The sequence below is a fragment of the Cupriavidus sp. KB_39 genome (assembly GCF_052114485.1).
Taxonomy (GTDB): Bacteria; Pseudomonadota; Gammaproteobacteria; order Burkholderiales; family Burkholderiaceae; genus Cupriavidus.
The window spans coordinates 146,027-164,910 of record NZ_JBFREV010000008.1; the positions used below are offsets into that span (position 1 = coordinate 146,027).

At 68.8% G+C, this 18,884-nt stretch carries 10 protein-coding genes; 1 reads left to right on the forward strand and 9 read right to left on the reverse strand.

From position 1 onward, the window contains the following. From pelF to AB4Z27_RS08965, 6 genes are read right to left on the reverse strand one after another with little or no spacing between them, the layout of a single operon-like run. A complete protein-coding gene (gene pelF, locus AB4Z27_RS08940) occupies positions 1–1,596 on the reverse strand; it encodes a GT4 family glycosyltransferase PelF (protein ID WP_441644287.1) in 1,596 nt (531 codons plus the stop codon). Then, on the reverse strand, positions 1,593–2,579 hold the full coding sequence (locus tag AB4Z27_RS08945) for a lipopolysaccharide N-acetylglucosaminyl transferase (protein WP_092297074.1): 987 nt from the start codon (positions 2,577–2,579) through the stop codon (positions 1,593–1,595). The genes pelF and AB4Z27_RS08945 overlap by 4 nt, the downstream gene beginning before the upstream one ends. A gap of 3 nt (positions 2,580–2,582) precedes the next feature. Continuing rightward, positions 2,583–4,085, reverse strand: coding sequence for a PelD GGDEF domain-containing protein (locus tag AB4Z27_RS08950; RefSeq protein WP_441644288.1), 1,503 nt, complete (start codon positions 4,083–4,085; stop codon positions 2,583–2,585). 40 nt (positions 4,086–4,125) lie between these two features. Beyond that, a complete protein-coding gene (locus AB4Z27_RS08955; RefSeq protein WP_092297071.1) occupies positions 4,126–4,683 on the reverse strand; it encodes a penicillin-binding protein activator LpoB in 558 nt (185 codons plus the stop codon). A gap of 42 nt (positions 4,684–4,725) precedes the next feature. Beyond that, positions 4,726–8,868 (reverse strand): tetratricopeptide repeat protein, encoded by a 4,143-nt coding sequence (locus tag AB4Z27_RS08960; protein ID WP_441592877.1) that lies wholly within the window; start codon positions 8,866–8,868, stop codon positions 4,726–4,728. Continuing rightward, positions 8,831–11,719 carry a bifunctional glycoside hydrolase 114/ polysaccharide deacetylase family protein gene (locus AB4Z27_RS08965; RefSeq protein ID WP_441644304.1) on the reverse strand — a complete coding sequence of 963 codons (2,889 nt, stop codon included), beginning with the start codon at positions 11,717–11,719 and terminating at the stop codon, positions 8,831–8,833. Before AB4Z27_RS08965 ends, AB4Z27_RS08960 begins: the two co-directional genes overlap by 38 nt. A gap of 851 nt (positions 11,720–12,570) precedes the next feature. Here AB4Z27_RS08965 and AB4Z27_RS08970 point away from each other — a divergent pair. Continuing rightward, positions 12,571–12,774 (forward strand): cold-shock protein, encoded by a 204-nt coding sequence (locus AB4Z27_RS08970; protein WP_039009350.1) that lies wholly within the window; start codon positions 12,571–12,573, stop codon positions 12,772–12,774. 247 nt (positions 12,775–13,021) lie between these two features. Here AB4Z27_RS08970 and AB4Z27_RS08975 read toward each other — a convergent pair whose 3' ends face one another. Genes AB4Z27_RS08975 through AB4Z27_RS08985 form a run of 3 tightly spaced genes read right to left on the reverse strand, consistent with a single transcriptional unit; the run spans position 13,022 to position 18,818 of the window. After that, entirely contained in the window at positions 13,022–14,443 is a 1,422-nt protein-coding gene (locus AB4Z27_RS08975) for an aldehyde dehydrogenase family protein (RefSeq protein WP_441644289.1), read from the reverse strand. Between the two features lie 55 nt (positions 14,444–14,498). Further along, positions 14,499–17,258, reverse strand: a complete 2,760-nt coding sequence (locus AB4Z27_RS08980; RefSeq protein ID WP_441644290.1) for a LuxR C-terminal-related transcriptional regulator — start codon at positions 17,256–17,258, stop codon at positions 14,499–14,501. A gap of 6 nt (positions 17,259–17,264) precedes the next feature. Continuing rightward, complete coding sequence (locus AB4Z27_RS08985; RefSeq protein ID WP_092297057.1) at positions 17,265–18,818, reverse strand: long-chain-fatty-acid--CoA ligase; 1,554 nt, start codon at positions 18,816–18,818, stop codon at positions 17,265–17,267. Between the last annotated feature and the right edge of the window lie 66 nt (positions 18,819–18,884).

The window sequence follows — 18,884 nt, forward strand, 5'->3', positions numbered from 1 at the left end:
TCAGCGTCCTCCGTGCACGGGGCACTTTGCCGGATTGCCGGCGGGCGCGACCCCATCCGTGCGCCCCGCGTGATCGGGCTTGTCCATCAGCGACGCATACAGCGTGCGATAGCTGCCCACCATCTGTTCCTGCGTGTAGTAGCGCTCCACCCGGGMGATGCCGGCCGCCTGGGCAGCCTGCCAGCGCGGCGGGTCGGTGAGCAGTTCCAGCGCGGCACCAGCCAGTGCGGCCGGATCGGCGATACGGACCACGCCGCCCGCCGCGCCCAGCGCTGCATCCTCGCCCGGCAGGCCGAAGATCAGTTCGCGGCACGAGCCCACGTCAGTCGTCACGCACGGCACGCCCGCCGCGAAGCCCTCGAGCACCACCAGCGGCAGCGCCTCCGAGATCGAGCTGAGGATCAGCACGCCCACCTTCGGCAGGAGTTCGTCGATCTTCTGGAAGCCGAGGAACTTGACCTTCTGGCCGAGCCCCAGGCTTTCCGCCAGGCTGCGGCATTCCTGCGCGTACTCGGGATCCTCGTCCTCGGGGCCGGCGATCCAGCCTTCGGCGTCCGGATACTCGCGCACCACGGTCAGCATCGCGCGGATAAAGGTCTTGATGTCCTTGATCGGCACCACGCGGCCGATCAGGCACAGCACCGGCGGCACGCCCGGCGCCCGCTGCGTGCGCAGCGCCGACAGCCGCGGCAGGTTAATGCCGTTCGGGATATTGCGCGTGCGGGTTTCCACCGCGCCATCGGCCACCTGGCGGCGGCGGTTGCCCTCGTACAGCGCCACGATCTCKTCGCCGGCGTCGTAGCAGACCCGGCCCAGCGTCTCGAAGAAACGCACCCACAGCTCGCGGAAGTAGCTGATCTGGGAGATGTCGCGCTCGAATATGTTGCGGTTGTCCCGGATCCACTCGCTCTGGAACAGGTCGATCTTGCGTTCCTTCGTATAGATGCCGTGCTCGGACACCAGCAGCGGCCGCCCGCTGCGGTAGCGCAGCATCGCGCCCAGAAAGCCCGCGTAGCCGGTGGACACCGTGTGGTACATCTTCGCCGGGATCAGCGAGTCGGCAATCCGCACCAGCTGCCACAGCGGCTTGTGCATGATGCGGATGGTCCAGAAGTAGTCCGTGAACGACGGGTCCGTGCAGAACTGCCGATACTGCTCGGTGATCGTCTGCCAGGCGCGGCGGCTGTAGAGGAAGGCATCTTCCGACAGCGCCCCGCCCTCGCGCAGCGCCGGCATCAGTTCGCGGATCAGCTCCCCCGCCTCCTGTTCCTTGCCGGGCTCCCGCAGCATTTCGTGCAGCGCGTCGGACTTCTCRAAAGCCTTCGGGTCGCCCGCGCTGCCGTGCACCATCGGCGGCGGCGGAAAGTCGTACAGGAAATGGGTTTCCAGATGCACGACGTTGTCCGGCAGCGCGTAGGCCATCTCGCCATAGTCCTGCCGGCGGCTGCCGATAAAGACGATGCCGAAGCGGATGTCCGGGAAAGCGCGGATCATCTGGTYGACCCAGCTGGACACGCCCCCGCTCACATACGGGAACGTGCCTTCCAGCAGCAGCATGACGTCGGCGGACGTTCCCTTGACCAGYATTTCACTCATGATTGCCAGTACCGCAACAGGGGCCGCACCAGTGGGAGCGGCGAAGGACTGTCGAAAGCCGCCATCAGGCGATGCACGGCGGCGTAGTCGCGTTCCAGGTAGGCGGCTTCCGCCAGCAGCGGCAGCACGCGCTCACGCGCGAAGCCAAGCGACTCGGCCCGCGTGAGCCACGCGCGCGCCTCGGCCGGCGCATTGCGCGTCAGCGCCAGCCGGCCGCGCATGTACCAGAGCGCGGCGTTGGTGTCGTCGGTCTCCAGCGCGGCGCTGGCGTAGCGCTCCACCTGGCTGGCGGTATAGCGGTAGACATCGCCCTGTACCAGGTTCTGGTAGATCAGTTCCCAGTAGAGGTCGGCCAGCCGCTTGTTGATCTCGCCGCGCGCCTGGGGCGTGTCGGCGGCTTCCAGGCGCGGCAGTTCGGCCAAGATCTGTTGCGTCAGTTGTTTCTCGGCGCCGTCGAGCATGCCGTAGGCGAGCAGGCGGATATCGTCCGTGCTATCGGCCAGCAGTTCGCGCAGCACCGGGCTGGCCGTGCGCGTGGGCATGGACTGCATGGCCACCAGCGCGTTCATGCGCTCCGGCAGCGGCGCGCGSGTATTGCCAAGCTGCGCGCGCAGGCGCGCCCCGCCACCGTGCGTCACGCGCTGGATCAGGTGGGTGACGAAGGCCGGCAGCGCTACCGAGGCAATGCCGGACGCATCGCGCCGGCCCGGGAACAGCCGCGCGAACAGCAGGCTGCCGAGGCAGACCAGCGTGCCGCCGAGCGGCACGAAGAAGCAGAACGCGGCGAGGTAGGCGTAGGTCCACGCAAACGGCGCGCGGAAGCGGCGCGGCAGCAGACGCCACAGCGCCAGCCCCAGCAACCCGGAGGCCGCCGCCTGCAGGGCGAAAAATGCCAGCAGCAGCGGCAGGCCCGTGCCGCCCTGAAACAGCAGCGCCAGCGCGGCGATCTGGAAGGCGGTGCCGCCGAAGGTCAGCTTGCCCATGCGTCAGCCCGCCTGCGTGCCGGCCGAAGCCGGCACCGGAGCGTTGTTGCCGGCGGCGCCAGCTACCACGCCGGGGGCCACCGAGCGCGGCGCCGTGGCATCGGTCGCCGTGGCGCCATCGATCTGGCAACGCTGCAACAGCCGCACCAGCGCGTCTTCGGCGCCGGTGGCCGGCACGGTCAGCGAGTACACGCCGATGTGCGAGGTGGCGAAATCGGTGCCGAACTGCGCGCGCAGCATGTCTTCGATCCGCACCAGATAGGCCGAGACGGCCTGGCTGTCGGACAGCGGCATCAGCGTCAGCATGGCGCGCTGGCGCGGGCTGTGCGCGGGCCAGGCCACGTCCAGCGCCCGGCGGCTGCGCACCACCTGTTCGAACAGCGCGTCGCGGGCTTCGTCGAGGTCGAACACCAGCGCCACCACCGAGCTTTCGACGCCGGTTTCCTGGCGCAGCCGCGACAGCCGCGCGTAGTCGAGCGCAAACGCGTACGGAATCGCCGGCATCAGCGCCTGGATGCCGTGCGTGGCCTGCCCGTGCTCCACGCCATCGGCGTAGTAGCCCATCAGCACCATCAGCAGTTGGAGGTTTTCATAGGTCAGCGAGAGGAACGGCATGCGCTCCACCACCAGCACGCCGATCAGGCGGTCGGAACCGGCCAGCACCGGCGCCACGGCSACGTAGCGGGTCTCGGCGTCCTGCTGCAGGCCCGAGGAACGCAGGTGGGCCAGCTCGCGCGTGTCGAGGCAATGGCGCACCAGCGGGTCGTCCAGGTTCAGTTCGAAGGCCGGCCCGATGCTCGCGGCGGCCTGCGGCGAGATGCGCTCGCCATCACACGCGAACAGCGCCGCGCCTTCGATCTGGCAGGCCTGCGCCACCACTTGCAGCATCGGCTGCGCGCCGGGCAGCGTGGTCTCGGGCTGGTCCACCCCACCCCGGGCCGCGTCGCCCATGGCGACGGCCCGCATCTGCGAGAGCGTGTCGCGCAGCGTGGTCGGGCGTGCCAGCAGGTCGTTCTCCAGCCGCGCGTGGGAAATGCGCAGCAGGTAGTGGTTCTTGGTCAGCGCGGCCAGCCGCTCGTCCAGATAGCGGTTGACGGCGCGAGCGCGCGCCAGCCGCGTGCCCCACACATCGCCGAACTGGCCCGAGATCAGCACCAGCAGCAGGCCGCCCAGGAAGAACATGCGCGGGAACGCGCTGGTGTAGCTGCCAAGCGCTTCGAAGACAAACCAGCCGCCCAGCAGCATCAGCACCGAGCCCACGCCGATCAGCGTGCCATAGCGCAGCGCCAGGATCACCGGCAGCAGCCACGCCCAGGGAAAGCCCATGCCGAGCAGCAGCGGGTTCTGCGGCAGCACCAGATAGGCCAGCCCCATCGCGACCACCATCGTGGCGATCAACTCCAGCACCGCAGCCGGCCCGCTCACCGCGGGCGCCAGCCAGCGCGCATAGCGCCCGCCGAGGCCGATCCCCTGCCCCTGGCGCCTTTTTTCCGCAGAATTCCCCACGCGTGTCACCTGTCCTTTTCTACAGCGTCCGAAAACGCGATCAACCCTGCATCAGCGGTGCCAGCAGGCGGCGCAGCAGCTTCTGCGCGGTGCCCGACAGCGAGGCGCGGCTCCAGCCGCTGTCGCTGCCCGTGGCCGACCACACCACCTGGCCGCTGGCCACGTCGATCAGTTGCAGCGAGATGCCCACTGCCGGTTCGCCATCCACGCCGACTTTATAGCGCCATTCCTGCACCGCGCCGGTCAGCGCGTAGCGGGCGCGCTCGCCCCGGGCCCATTCCAGCGCCTTGCCCACCGACTCGCGCTCGGCCGGCTCGAACAGCGTTTCCGGGTTCAGCGAAGCCGGGTAGCGCTTCAGGTTGGCGATGCCGCCGGTCTTCAGCAGCGATTCGGCGATGGCTTCGGCGCGCAGGCCGGCCTGCGGCGTCTCGGTGTAGTTGACAATCGGCAGCACCGCCACCGTGTCGCCGGGCGACATTTGCGGCGCACGGCCCACATCCGTCACCGCGCAACCCGCCAGCCACAGTGCCGCGCCAACGGCACCGATCCATGCTGCCATCCGCCCGATGCGGCCCTTGCCAGTCATTGTCTTTTTCATGGGATTCCCCTCGTTTACCTTGAAAACCTTCGTCGTCAATCGTCAGTACAGCCAGCGATAGCGCAGGCCGACCTCGGTCAGCGGCGTCCCGCTGGTGCGGGCCGCGGTGTCGTGCGAGATATACAGCGCCAGGTGGTCGTTGCCGAACACCGACCCGGCCAGGCCTGCCTGCCCGTGGAAGTTGTGGCCGGCGCGCGAGTCGTACAGCGCCCCCACCTCCGCGAACGGCCGCCACTTGCGCGTGTATTCGGCGAGCAGRTCGGTRCCGAAGCCGAACAGCACGCCGGTCTGCGTGAAGCTCTGCGGCATGTAGAACGCGGTGTTCGCCTCGTCGTCATCGGCCGGCATCAGCCGCTGCAGGGCCGGCGTGAGCGTGCCGCTGTTGCGGGTGTAGATGCCGCGCGTGGCCACGGCGCGYACCGTGTAGTCCGGATACTGYGTGCGGATGCGGTAGCCGGCCTCSACGTCGAACAGCAGGCCATGGCCCAGCGCGCTGCGGTCCTGGCCGTAGAAATGGCTGTACTCGAARCGTCCGCTGATGAACTCGCGCAGGCCCAGTCGCCACGTGGCGCCTGCGCCCAGCACATCCTTCATGCCGCCCACGCGCAGTTGCGACGACTCGTCGGCCTGCTGGTTGTAGCCGGCCAGCGTCGTGAACGACACCCGGCTTTCCAGATTCCACTGGCCGGTCATGCGCGCGGTGGTGAAGCTCTCCAGGCCGTCGCGGCGGCCCACGCCTACCAGCCAGCGCTTCTGCGAGTCGCGGTAGTCCAGCGTCAGCTCGGCGCGGCGGTCGCCCGCCGGCACGTTGGCCAGCTGGGTCGGATCGGTGCTGCGCTGGTCGCGGAACACGCCGCGCAGGCCCACCGCGTAGCCGTCCCACAGCCGGGCACCGGCGCCCAGGCTGTATTCGAAGTATTCGAGCGGCTTCTGGTGCTGGAAGGTCACGCGCGGCTCGATGGCCTGCGCGTTGAACAGCAGCGCATCCTGCAGGGTCTCCTGCAGGGTGTCGTCGGTGCGGGCCAGCTCCTGGGTCTCGAACGCCTGGGTCTGCGCGGCCGAGATGCGGTCAAGCTGGCGATTGGCCTCGATCTGGCTCGCCACGGGCACGCGGCCCGCCTGGCGCTCCATGATGCGGTCCAGCGCGTTCAGGTCGTTGTTGTCGAGCGCGATCGACACTTCGGCGTACGCCGGCCGCTGGAGCGTCTTGACGTACTGCCGCGCCAGCCACGCGCGGGCCAGCTCGTTCGACTCCGACGACATCGCCCAGGCTAGCGCCACCTCGCGGCTGGCGGCCGAGATCAGGCTCTGGCGACGGCGCTCGCGCTCGGTCAGTTCGGCCGGCGGCGCCACCACCAGCGGCGGCAGGCCCGGCACCTCGCCTAGCTTCGACGCACCGGTGACCGACGGCAGATCCCCCGGCGACTGACGGCGCGCAGCCACTTCCGCGCGGTCGCGGCGCAGCATTTCGATGACGAGGCTGCGCGAGACATCGCCCGACGCGAACACCTGGCCCAGCGCCACCGTCTGGCGGCGCAGGTCCGCGCGCGCCGGGGCGCCCTGCGCGTTTTCCTCGTCTTCGGGGTCAGTGGCCGCGTCGTCCTCCTCGCCGGCCTGCGGTGCATCGGCACCCTGCAGCCCGGCAGGCGACCACGCTTTGTGAAGGTCGATCCACGCCTGCTTGCGGATGCGCCACGCCATCTGCGTCTGGCCGATGGCCTCGTACGCATCGGCCAGCAGGCCCAGCCAGAGCGGATCGGCGCTCTTGCCCATCTGGATCTTGTGCAGGTAGTGCAGCGCCGTGCGGCCGTCCTGGAAGCGCATGGCGCCGGCGGCGTAGGCGCCCCAGAGACCGGGATCGTCCTCGGCCTCGGGCTTCAGGCGCAGCATCACGGCGCGCACTTCGCTGTCCGTGCCCATGTCGACCAGCGCCCACAGCAGCGCGGCGAAGGTCTCGCTGTCCGCATCGGGCTGGCCCACCGCGTGGCGCAGGTCGGCCAGCGCGTGCTCGCGGTCGCCGGTCAGGCGCCAGTATTCGGCGCGGCGCATCAGGAACGTGGCCGATCCTTCGGCGTCGCGCTTCTGCTCCGGCGTCAGGCTGGCGAACAGCCGCTCCACGCGCACGTAGGCATGGGCRCGSGTGTAGTAATAGATRGCCAGTTCGAGCTGCTCGCGCTTGCCGCCCTTGCGCCAGCCGGCCTCGGCAATCCGGCCGGCATCGATCGGCGTCTTGTCGTAGTACTGGATCAGGTTCGAGAAATCGGCTTCCTCGGTATCGCGCACTTCGGCCAGACAGTCGTTGCGCGCGGCGCCGGGCGGCATCGTCATGCAATGGTCGTCGTGCGTGTTGCTGACCGCGATCATCATCTGGCGGTARCCGTCCGCGAGCAGGTCGTCGCGCTGCGTCAGCCGCGCGAGGTCCGTGTAGGTGCGCCAGTACAGCAGGTCGCGCGGGCCGGCCTTGGCGCGCGCGGGCAGCATCGCGTCCATGGCCTGCGTCAGCCGGCCACCCACGTAGAGCATATTGGCGCGCTTGAGCGCGTACTCGGGCCGGGGGCCGAAGCGCTGTTGCAGCTGGCCGTACAGCTCGAAGGCACGGCCGTCGCGGCCTGCGCGCTCGGCCAGCTGCGCGTTACGCTCCATCACCTCGCGGGCGTGCGGGCCGCTGCTCAGGGAATCGAGGAAGGCCATGCCGGCCTCGGGCTCGCCCAGCCGCTCGTAGGCAGCCACCACCTCGTCGATGGTCTTCAGGTCGCCGCCGCCGGCGCGGTGCCGCAGCGCCGCCAGATAGGCGCGGTCGTCGGACAGGCCCGGGGCCAGCCGCATGACGTTGTTCCACGCGCGCTCGTCGTTGGTGGCCTGGGCGTACTGGAGCCAGCTTTGCAGCGCGATCATCGGCTGGCGGTTCCATTCGGCCACCTGCGCCAGCCGCTCACGCCAGACCGGCTCGTTCGGCAGCTTCTGCACGGCGGTCTGCGCCACGCGCTGCGCCTGGTCGAGCTTGCCGGCGGCCAGGAAYACGCGATAGGCGAGATCGTAGTCGTCGGCATTGAACGCCTTGCCTTCGGCYGCCGCMGCYGCCACTTCGGCCTTGGCCGCCGCCTGGGCGTCRGCCTGCGAGACATTGCCGGTGTCCGCCACGTGGCGCACGCCAAGTTCGCCGGCTGCCGCCAGCTTGTCGCGCAGCTTCACGCCGCGCGGGCCGTCGAGGAACACCACCTCGCGGGCCAGCCACGGCTCGGTGTCGGAGACACGGCGCAGATGGGCCTGCGCGAGCAGCGTCGCGCCCATCGGCTTGTTGGCCGACAGCTTCAGCAGCCGCTCCACGTACTTCGCCGCCACCTCGGGCTTGCCCGCCGCCAGCGCCAGCTTGGTCAGGTAGCGCAGCACCTCGGCATCGTCGAGCAGCTTGCCGCCCCGGCGCTCGGCTTCCGCCAGCGCCTCGTCGAGCAGGTTGCCCGATTGCAGCGTCTGCAGCGCCTGCAGGAACAGCGTGCGCTGCTCGTACAGGTTCTTGGCGCGCGCCTGGGCGTCGAACAGCGCCTGGGCGGAGTCGCGATAGTTGCCGCCGGCCAGCGCGATGCCGGCGAGCTGCTTGTTGTAGAAGTCCGCGTTGCCGGGGTCACGCACGGCCAGTTCGCGGAACAGCTTGCCGGCCGGGTCCGCCGCACCGATCTGGCGCGACTGCGTGGCCAGCGCCTGCAGATCGGCGAGCGACCACTTGCGCATCTGCGCCGGCGTGGTGGCGTCCTTCAGCAGGTCGTTCATCATCGCCAGCCGCCGCGCGCGCTCGGGCGTCTCCGGCAGCGCCGCGTAGGCGCGCTGCTGGGAGATCTCGATCCGGGTGCGCAGGATCGGGCCACTCAGGTCCGCACCCTGCACCGCCTGCATGCGGGCGAGCATGGCCTCGGCGTCGTCGAGCCGGCCGCTGCGGGCGTACTGCTCCGCCAGCACACCCATGAAACTGGTGTCGTTGGGGGCCACGCGCGACCACGCCTCGAGGTAGGCCACGGTCAGGCCGTCGACGGTGCGGCCCTGGCCGAGCAGGCGCTCGCGCAGCGTTTCACGCGGGAACATCAGCGCGAGTCCCACCCCCACCATGGCGGTGAAGGTCAGGACCAGCGCGGGCGGCAACAGCCGCTCGCGCTCAGCCGGCGCAGCGGACTTCGACTTGTTGCTGGACATGGATCGGATCATTCACCGCGGGGGTATCGATACGCAGCGTGTTGCGCTCGCGCACACCGGCGACGGGCTTGCCGTCGACCGTCACACTGCACTGGCCGGCATTGGCCAGCCGGAAGAAGGGCTTGTAGTAGCCGCTGAAACGGAAGCGCGTGACCTGGCCGTCGCGCTGCCAGTCGCGCACCAGGCCGTTGGCCTCGGGGATCTCGGGCACGGCGCGCGTGGCGGCCGGCACGATCTGGAAGCGCGCATTGCCGCCATCGAGGTGGACATAGGTGCCGCCGCCCGGCGCCGGCGACGAGCCGGTCACGCCGCGCGCGGTGGCCACGTCCGGCACGCCCGTGCCGTTCCAGCGCAGGTTGCGCAGGTTGCCATCGCCCCGCACCACCCAGGCCCCGGCGGCCGGCGCGCCCATCTCACCATTCTCACCATTCGCGCCCTCGCCCAGCTCGCGCGCCACGGCCATGCCCTGCCAGTCGATGACCTTGAGCACATAGTCGGTGGAATGGATCGGCAGCAGCGGCTGCGTGAGCACGTAGTCATAGACCTTGCGCAGCGCCCGCAGCGACGCCACCTTGGTGCCCGAATAGCTGTGGTAGTAGATGTTCACGGCCTTGAAGCGGTACGGCTTCTCGGTCAGCTCGTAGGTCTCGATCACGCGCTCGAAGCCGTAGTACGGGCCGTGCCACAGGTTGGTGTAGATGTTCTCGTTCTGGTTGGTCGCAAAGACCTGGAAGGTGTTGTCGGCCTTGTGGATGCCCAGCGGCGCAATCGCGGTCCAGCTCGGGTTGCTGCGCGTGATCATGGTGTCGCCACCATTCATGTTCAGCACGCCGGCCTGCTCGGTCAGCTTGAGCGCCTCGGGCGGGGCCTGGCAGTCGCCGGGCCACAGCACCATCTTCACCGGCTTGCCCGGGGGCGCCAGCACCTTGTTGATATAGTCGATCGACCCGCCGATCTCGCGGTTCAGGTCCATCTTGTAGCCGGGAATCGCCAGGTGATAGGCCTCGTCGCCCTCCTGGATCCGGGCGTCGTTCTCGTGACCGGGCACGGTGCGGCCCCACTCGAACGGGTGCGAGTAGGTGTGGCTGGCCACTTCCACGTAGGGCTGGGCGAAGATCTTGCGGGCGATCGGCTCCAGCTCSGCCGTCAGCTTCGGGTACATGCCCGACTTGCCCACCTCGCCCTCGATCACGGACATCGTCATCGGCAGGCGGTATTTGTCGAAGATCTCGCGGAACAGCACTTCGCCCGAAAAACCGCCGCCGGGGATCTCGGCCTTGGAGGCAAAGCCGTCGCCATCGATATGGATGGTCAGCAGGCGGCGGCCACTCTCCGTCGTGGAATCGGGGACGGGCATCTGCGGCAGGCGCAGCGCCTCGCGCAGGAACTGGAGCGGCTGGATGGTCCAGCGGTCCTGGTCGGTCGCCACGTTCTGGCGCACCGCGTATGGGCCTGTGACGTATCCGCCCCATGGCGTGATGGCAGCGGCGTCGAAGGTCAGCGTGCCCGATCGCATGCGCAGCAGCGACCGCGTGTTGGCGGCGCCGTCCTGCACCTGCACCGGCACGGCCTCCGTGCGGTCCGGGGCGACCGGCATCTCGAAGCCCACCATCGGGTCCTTCGACACAATCGACACCGGCCCGGAAACGCGCCCCTTCACCGGCTTGAGCCCCAGCGTACGCGCCAGCGAGCCGGCCACGGGGGCGCCGAAGCCGTTCATGAAGACCACGGGCACACCCTGGGCGATCTGCTTCTCCACCCAGGCCAGGAAACGGCCGGGCTGCTGGGTGAAATAGCCGTTGGACCAGACCACCACGCCGGCATAGCGGTCCGGGCCAATCTCGGGCAACGGATCGCGCGTCTCGGCGAAGTCCACCCGGTAGCCCAGGTAATTGATCGGCATGGAGACGAAACGCACGCCTTCCGTGTTGTCGATGGCCACGCCGGGCTCGCTCTCCTGCACCACCAGCACGCGGCGCGGCATGACCTCGATCTGGCCGACGCCCACGGTCTGCAAGCCGGAATCGGTCACGTACGGCGTGATGCCGAGCGCGCGGATGCGGCGCGCGGTGTCACGGGCGCAGCGGCGGTCGGTCGGCGGGCAGTAATCGATGGAAATGACCGGCAGCTTGTACTGCTCGCGGATGACGCGGGCCTGCGCCAGCAGCCAGTCGCGGTCCTGCTGGCTGACYTCSGTATAGCGGCCCTGCGCCTGGTTCCAGCCCCGGAACAGCGATTCGAACACCACGCCGTAGACCAGGCTATGCACCTGCGGCAGGATCTCGAAGCCCCGGTTGAACAACAGCCGGGCCTCGGGGTAGCGGGCCTTGATGGCCTGAATCACACGCACCATGCCGGCTTCCTGCCGGGCGCGCTCGGCGTCGGTCTTGGCCACGAGGTGATAGGAATCCATCGTATCGAGGAAGAAGCCGCGATAGCCGCGCTCCCACAGCGGGGCGATGACCTTGTCGACATAGAATGCCGGCCAGCCGTCGGCGGCCTGGTCGACCACGCGGGCCTGCCAGGCGTCGTTGCTGCCCACCAGCCAGTTCTTGGGGATGTCCGGGAAGTAGGCCCGGCTGGGCAGCACCTCGCCCAGGCTCACGTAGGCGAACCACGCCGTCTGCGGCGTGGAGACGCGGCGCGGRTCGAAGCCGCTGTCGGGCTCCACCACGGCCACGTCGAAGGCCTGCAGGGCGTCCACGGGGGGCTTGCTGCCGTAGTGGAAGGCGACGTTGGGCGCGGCCGGCCGGGCCAGATCGGCCGCCGGCTGGGCCTGAACCGCCGTCGAAGGCGTCAGCGTGGCCAGCACCACGCCGAGCGCGGACGCCAGCACCGCCACGACCGCCATGGCGCGTTGCCATGGGGCGGCGGCCCGTGACGGCGCCTGGCTGGCATCGCCGGCATGGCCGAAAAGTCCCCGGATTGAACGTTGCACTTGCTTCACTGGCTGTTATCCGCTTCTTCTGTTATGCCTTGGGCGCGCCGTTGGCGGCGCTGCCCGCGCGATGCCCGTCCCCGTGGCCATCGATACGGGATTTTCCCTAATGTGCCGGGCAAGGGGCGATGCTAGGGCATTCGCTGGGAATGGATTGTGAAAAATTGTGGCGGGAGTCCGTCCAGCCCGGATATGGGCCGATGTGGACCGAGGCAGGCCGMCCCTGGCGACGCGCGCATGCACGTCCGGTCGGCCAGGCTATGGCTCGATTGACATGAAAATCCCCGTTCTACGTTCAAATTGCGCCTTGGGCGCGCGCCGCCTGGTGTCCAGACGACGTTGTTTTCTATTGGCGGCAATTGTCGTGGCATCCTCCGCCAAACGCCATAGTCCATATGGAGTACAGGAGTTTGAAGCATTCGGCGCCATGGCGGGAAGGGGGCCACCGAACTGCCCGGCGGAACGGAATCGCGCGAATTCGTACCGACTATCGATACTCGGTATGCGGATAACCCTGTCTTACCATCGTCCAAGGTGTTGAGATGTCAGACAAAACCGYGTTCGATGTAGAAAACTCTAATATCTGCTGTTTGCATGCCGAAATACCGTTAGGGGCTTAGTCCGATTGACACGCGAAAAAAAACCGGCAGAATGGGTCCTCGCATGCGCACTGCCCTCTAACGAATTTTTCGACGCGGGCTGTTGCGAAGATCATGCCTCGTCGGGCGATTACGCTCATCTGAAATTCAAGGTTGGAAAGATATATGGAAACCGGTACCGTTAAGTGGTTCAACGACGCCAAGGGCTTCGGCTTCATCACCCCGGACGCAGGCGGCAACGACCTGTTCGCGCATTTCTCGGCGATTGAAGGCAATGGCTTCAAGTCGCTGAAGGAAGGCCAGAAGGTCCGCTACGTCAAGGCAATGGGCCAGAAGGGCGAACAGGCCACGAAGATTCAGGCAGTTTGATAACCGCCTGAAGCGCCCGGCAATATCTTGCCTGGGAAGCCCCGCCACTGGCGGGGCTTTCTGCTTTTTGCACTCTTGATAATGTATGGCTTTGGGAACGTTTCCCGGGGCATCTGTTTTAGTTCTCGCATACCCATATTCCATGTCGCGGGAATGACTACGCGCATTGCCGGGACAGAAATCTTCGGCGCCCCTGTCTCAGATCGGGCCCGACGCCAGCCGGCGCCAGACCCGGAGCAGGCGCCAGTCAGGCCGCGATGGCCTTGACTTCCATATATTCAGCCAGCCCGTAGCTGCCGAACTCGCGGCCATTGCCAGACCGCTTGTATCCGCCGAATGGCGCGCCGCTGTGCGGCTGGGCGCCGTTGATCCGCACCATGCCAGCCTGCAGACGTCCCGCCACGCGGCGCGCCCGGGCCGGATCGCCCGACCAGACATAGGCGGCGAGCCCATATTCGGTGTCGTTGGCGATGGCAATCGCCTCTTCCTCCGAGTCATAAGGAATGATCGCCAGCACCGGGCCGAAGATCTCCTCGCGCGCCACGGTGGCGTCGTTGCGGACGTTGGCGAAGACGGTCGGCCGCACGAAATAGCCCGACGCCAGCCCTTCGGGCCGGCCGACRCCCCCCGCCACCACCTGCCCGCCCTCCTCGATGCCAATGCCGATCAGGCGCTGGACCTTCTCGAACTGGGCCCGRTTGGCCATCGAACCGACCTTGCTGTCGGGCTGCGTCGGGTCGCCCACCTTCAGCGCGGCGACCGTGGCCCCCGCGATGGCCACGACCTGCTCGTGCAGATGGCGCGGCACCAGCATACGCGTAGGCGCCACGCAGGTCTGGCCGGAGTTGATCATGCAGCTGATCACGCCGTCCGAGACCGCCGCGCGCAGGTCCGCATCGTCCAGAATCACGTTGGCCGACTTGCCGCCCAACTCCTGGAGCACGCGCTTGACCGTGCCGGCGGCMGCCGCCGCCACCTCGATCCCGGCCCGCGTGGAGCCTGTAATCGAGATCACATCGACGTCATGATGGCGCGACAGCGCCGCGCCGACCGYCGGCCCATCGCCATAGACCATATTGAAGACCCCCGCCGGCACCTCGGCTGCGTGCACGATCTCGGCGAAGATCCGCGCATCGAGCGGCGCCAGCTCCGACGGCTTCAGCACCACCGTGCACCCCGCCGCCAGCGCCGAACCCACCTTGGTGGCGATCGTCGTCACCGGCCAGTTCCACGGCGTGATCAGCGCGGCCACGCCAATCGGCTCGCTGACCACCTCGGTGCCACCCAGCTGCCGGGTAAAGTCCGCTTCCTTCAGCGCGGCCAGCGCCGACTCCAGCATCTGCAGGCCGAGCGGCGCCTGCTTGACCTTGCACAGCCATTGCGGCGCGCCAATCTCGTGGTGGATGGCCAGCGCGATATCGTCCATGCGCGTCTTGTACAGCGCGATCAGCCGCGTCAGCACGTCCACGCGGGCTTCGCGGGTGGTGGCCGACCAGGCCGGGAAGGCCGCCCGGGCCGCCGCCACGGCGGCATCGACATCGGCCGCGCCGCCCATGGCCACGTGGCCAATCACCGCCTCGGTGGCCGGATTGACGATGTCGAAGCGGCCGGCGCCCGCCGCTGGCGCCACCCATTGGCCGCCAATATAGAAATGGTCGAGCTGATACATGCGCTGTGTCTCCCTGAGGGTTGGACTTCGGGTGTTTGAAACGAGGATGCCCGGCTCACTGCTCGCAGGTGGCGAGCTTGCGGGCCGCGACGATGGCTTCGTAGCGGCTGGTCACCTGCAGCTTGACGAAGATCTTCTTGAGGTTCCACTTGACCGTCTGCACGCTGATGTTCAGCGTCAGCGCAATCCGCTTGTTCGACATGGACTGTTCGAGCAGCGCAAGCACCTCCTGTTCGCGCCGGGTGAGTCCCGGCGTGGCGGCGATGGTGCGCACCGGCGCGGCGGGTGCCGGCGGGGGTGAGGCGGGCAAAGCGGTCGAAACTGTCGAAACGGTCGAAACGGGCGCGGGGGCCATGGCTGGCGCCGAGACACCGCCCGACTCGCCCAGCAGCGCGCGCACGTGGTCGACCAGCGCCGCGCCACCATGCGTGGCGGCGCGCAGCAGCATCGGGTGCAGGCCGGCGCCCTCCTCGATCAAGGTGCGATGGAGCCCKAGCCGGTAGCACGTGGCCACGGCCGACTGCGCGCAAGCCTGGGCCTGTGCGCTGCGGCCCAGCGCTTCAAGCGCGCGGGCTTGTAGCAGGTCGGCCACGGCCTGCAGGCGCTCGCACCCGCGCACGGCAGCAAACCGTCGCAGCGTCTCCAGCGCGGACAGCGCCTCCTGCGGAGCGTCCTGCGCCAGCGCCAGCCGCGCGCGTCCCAACGCCGCCGTCGCGCCAATCTCCACATCGTGAATGCCATCGCCCGGATGCCGTGCCGCGTAGCCGTCGAGCACCGCCTGCAGGGCCTGCGCGTGACGGCGGTCGCCATARGACAGCACCAGCCGCTGCTGTTCGGCGACCATTGCCACCACGCCGCGATCCATGCCCGTCGCCCGGAAATGCGCCTCCGCGCGCGTGAAGTAGGCGAGCGCATCCTGCGGGGCCTCGCGCAGGGCCTGGATGCGGCCGAAGACGCGCGCGGCGCGCACCTTCAGTTCCGCCGAGGCCCCGCGCAGGCGCACCCGGCACGCCGCCAGCGCGGCGTACGCCTCGTCCAGGCGGTCGAGTTCGAACCATGCCTGCGCCACCACGCCGGCGCAAAGGGTCGCGCAGAGCGCCCCGCTGCCGTGGATGGTCCGCGCGCGGCGCAGCGCGGCGGCGCCGATGCGCTCCGCCTCGAGTGCGTTGCCTTCGCGCATCGCCACGTTGGCCGCCGCGGCCGCCGCCACCAGCGCCAGCTCGCCACGGCCGGTGCGCGTGGCGCGTGCCGCCGGGGCGCTGTACAGGCAGCGCGCCGCCAGATGGTGGCCCTGTGCCGAGAGCCAGTGCAGGCGCACCGCCAGTTCAACATCCTCCAGCCCACCCGGCAGCGACCGCGCCGGGATCGCATCCAGCCCCTGCAAGGCGGCGCGCGCGCTGGGCTCGTCGTCGCCATGGGTGGCCAGCACGGCGCGCAGCAGCAGCCGATGGCGCAGCTCGATGGGGTCTTCGGCCAGGCCGTCGGCTTCCGCCGTGGTCTCCAGACGCGTGAGCCAGCGTTCGGCAAGGTCCATGCGCGCGGTCAGCGCGGACGCCCACGCGCCCATGCGCAACAGGCGCGGATGGGCCGCCATGCGGTTGCCGCCTACGCTTTCGGTCCAGCGCGCCACCACGCCGAGGTGCGCCAGCGAATGCGCCGGCGGCAGCCCGCCATCGACCAGYTGCGTGGCAAGCTCCAGGTCGTCGCAGAGCGCGGCGCTGCGCATCGCGTCGGCGAACCGCCCCTGCTGCACRAACCAGAGCGCCGCGCGGCGGTGCAGTGGCTTCGGGTCGATGCCCGCCTGCGCCCGGCGCTTGTCCAGGTAGGCGACGAACATCGGATGGAAGCGATACCACGCCAGATCGTCGCGGCGGTCCACGCGCCGCAGGAACACGTGGCGCCCCAGAATCTGGTCGATCAGGGTCGCGGCATCGTCGCGGCTGGTGACGAATGCCGCGAGGTCAGCCTGGAAGCTGCGCAGCACCGACACATGCAGCATGAAGTCGAGCAACTCGGCCGGCAGTTCGTCGATGACCTCCTCCGACAGGTAAGCCTCCAGGTTGCCGCCGTCGCCCACGCGGGCCGGCATATCGCCGGCGCTATCGCAGGCGGCGTCGCGCGTGCGGCCCGCCAGCCGTACGCCCACCGGCCAGCCTTCGGTAATCTCGTGCACCTGCCGCGCCACCTCGGCATTGGCCGGCACGCCGGCACGCGCCGTCAGGAAAGCCGCCGTCTCGTCGAAGTCGAACGTCAGTTCGGCCCCGTCGATTTCCACGAACTCTTCCATGGCCCGCAGGCGCCCGAGCCGCAACGCAGGCACGGTGCGCGAGGCGATCACCAGATGCAGGCCGGGCAGGATGGCGTCGGTCAACGCCTGCACCAGCGTCAGCGTGGCGGGGTCCTGCACATGATGGAAATCGTCGATCATCAGGTACAGGTCGGCCGGCGTGCGCGCGAGCACTTCCAGCAGCGACGCGATCAACGCCTCGCTGCCCTCCCCACCCTCCCCGCCTTCGCCAGCCTCGATGGCGAGGCCCGCGTGCCCGAGCGCCCCGGCCAGAATGGCGCGGAACGTCGGCAATGCGCCATCCTGCATGGCCAGCGTGAGCCAGGCCACGCGCGCGCCGGCCTTGTCGAGCCGCTGGCGCCACTGCGCCATCAGCGTCGTCTTGCCGAAGCCGGCGCCGCCCGTGAGCAGCACCAGCTTGCGGTCGCTGGCGGCCTGCAGCCGGCCGATCAGCCGATCGCGCGAGATCGCGTCGCTTGCGGGGCGCGGCGGCACGATCTTGGGCAGGATGCAGGGAGACGCGACCATCGACGTCTACGACTTCCAGTGGCGTTTGCGCAGCTCGTTCTTGAGCACCTTGCCGACGCTGGACAGCGGCAGGCCGTCGACGAACTCGGCGCTGCGCGGGATCTTRTACCCCGCGATCAGCTCCCGGCAATGGTTCTGGATCGACTCGAGCGTGGCTTCCGCACCCGCCTTCAGCACCACCACCGCATGCACGGACTCGCCCCACTTCTCGTGCGGCACGCCGATCACGGCGACTTGCGCCACCGCCGGGTGGCTCGCCAGCGCGCGCTCCACCTCGGCGGAATAGACGTTCTCGCCACCGCTGATGATCATGTCCTTCATGCGGTCGACCAGGAACACGAAGCCGTCCGTGTCCATGTAGCCGCCGTCGCCGGTATGCATCCAGCCGTTGCGCACGGCCTCCGCGGTCGCTTCCGGCTGGTTCCAGTAGCCGAGCATCACGTTGGGGCCGCGCACGGCGATCTCCCCCACCGTGCCGCGCGGCACCTCGCGGCCCTGCTGGTCGACGATCTTCACTTCCACCATCGGCGCGGGGCGTCCCACCGAGTGCATCTTGCCGCTCGCCAGGGCGGCCTCRCTGTGATACTCGGGGCCGAGCAGCGTGGCCACYGGCGCCAATTCGGTCATGCCATAGCCCTGCGCGAACTGCGCGTTCGGGAACGCGGCCCGGGTACGGGCCAGCAGCGCGGGCGTCATCGGCGAAGCGCCGTAGCGGATCAGGCCGAGCGACGACAGGTCGAGATCGGCCGAGCGCTGCGGATTCTGTTCGCGCCAGTCGAGCCCCATCTGGATCATGGTCGGCGCCAGCAGCACCGAGGTCACGCGGTCGCGCGCAATGGTCTCCAGCATCTGGCCCGGATCGAAAGCCGTCATCGGCACGTGCGTGCCACCGACCAGGAAGACGGCGTTGATCGCCGCGAAACACGCCAGGTGGAACATCGGCATGACGTGCAGCATCACGATGGTTTCGTCGAAAGTGCCCGTCATCGGCTGGTTGCAAGCCGAGGAAACGAGGTTCGTGTGGCTGAGCATCACGCCCTTCGGGAAGCCCGTGGTGCCGCCCGTGTAGAAGATGCCGGCCAGGTCGTCGCCGTGGCGGTAGGCGTCCTCCACCGGCTCACTGTCGGCGACCAGTGCCTCGTAGTTCAGCATGCCCTCGGGCGTCTCACCGTCGCCGGCGTAGATGACGTGGCGCAACGTCGGGCATTCGGCGGCCACCTTGCGGGCGACGACCGTGAAGGGGTCGTCGACGATCAGGACGGCGGTGCCCGAGTCATTGAACGAATACAGGATCTCGGCCGCGCTCCAGCGCGTGTTCACCGGATTGAGCGCCGCGCCGGCCCACGGCACGGCCATGTAGTACTCGATATAGCGGGCCGAATTGAGCGAGAACATCGCCACGCGCTCGCCGTCGGTCACGCCGAGCTTCTTCAGCGCGCCGGCCAGCCGCGCCACGCGGTCGGCCAGTTCGGCATAGGTCTGGCTGCGGCCCTGGAAACGCACGGCCGTCTTGTCCGGCCGTTGCTGCAGCGATCTGTGCAGCGATTGTGTCATGTACATGCGATGTGTCTCCGTCACCAACCGAGAGGGGCGGTAGCGGCCTCTTGTCGGGCCGCTCTGTGGGTC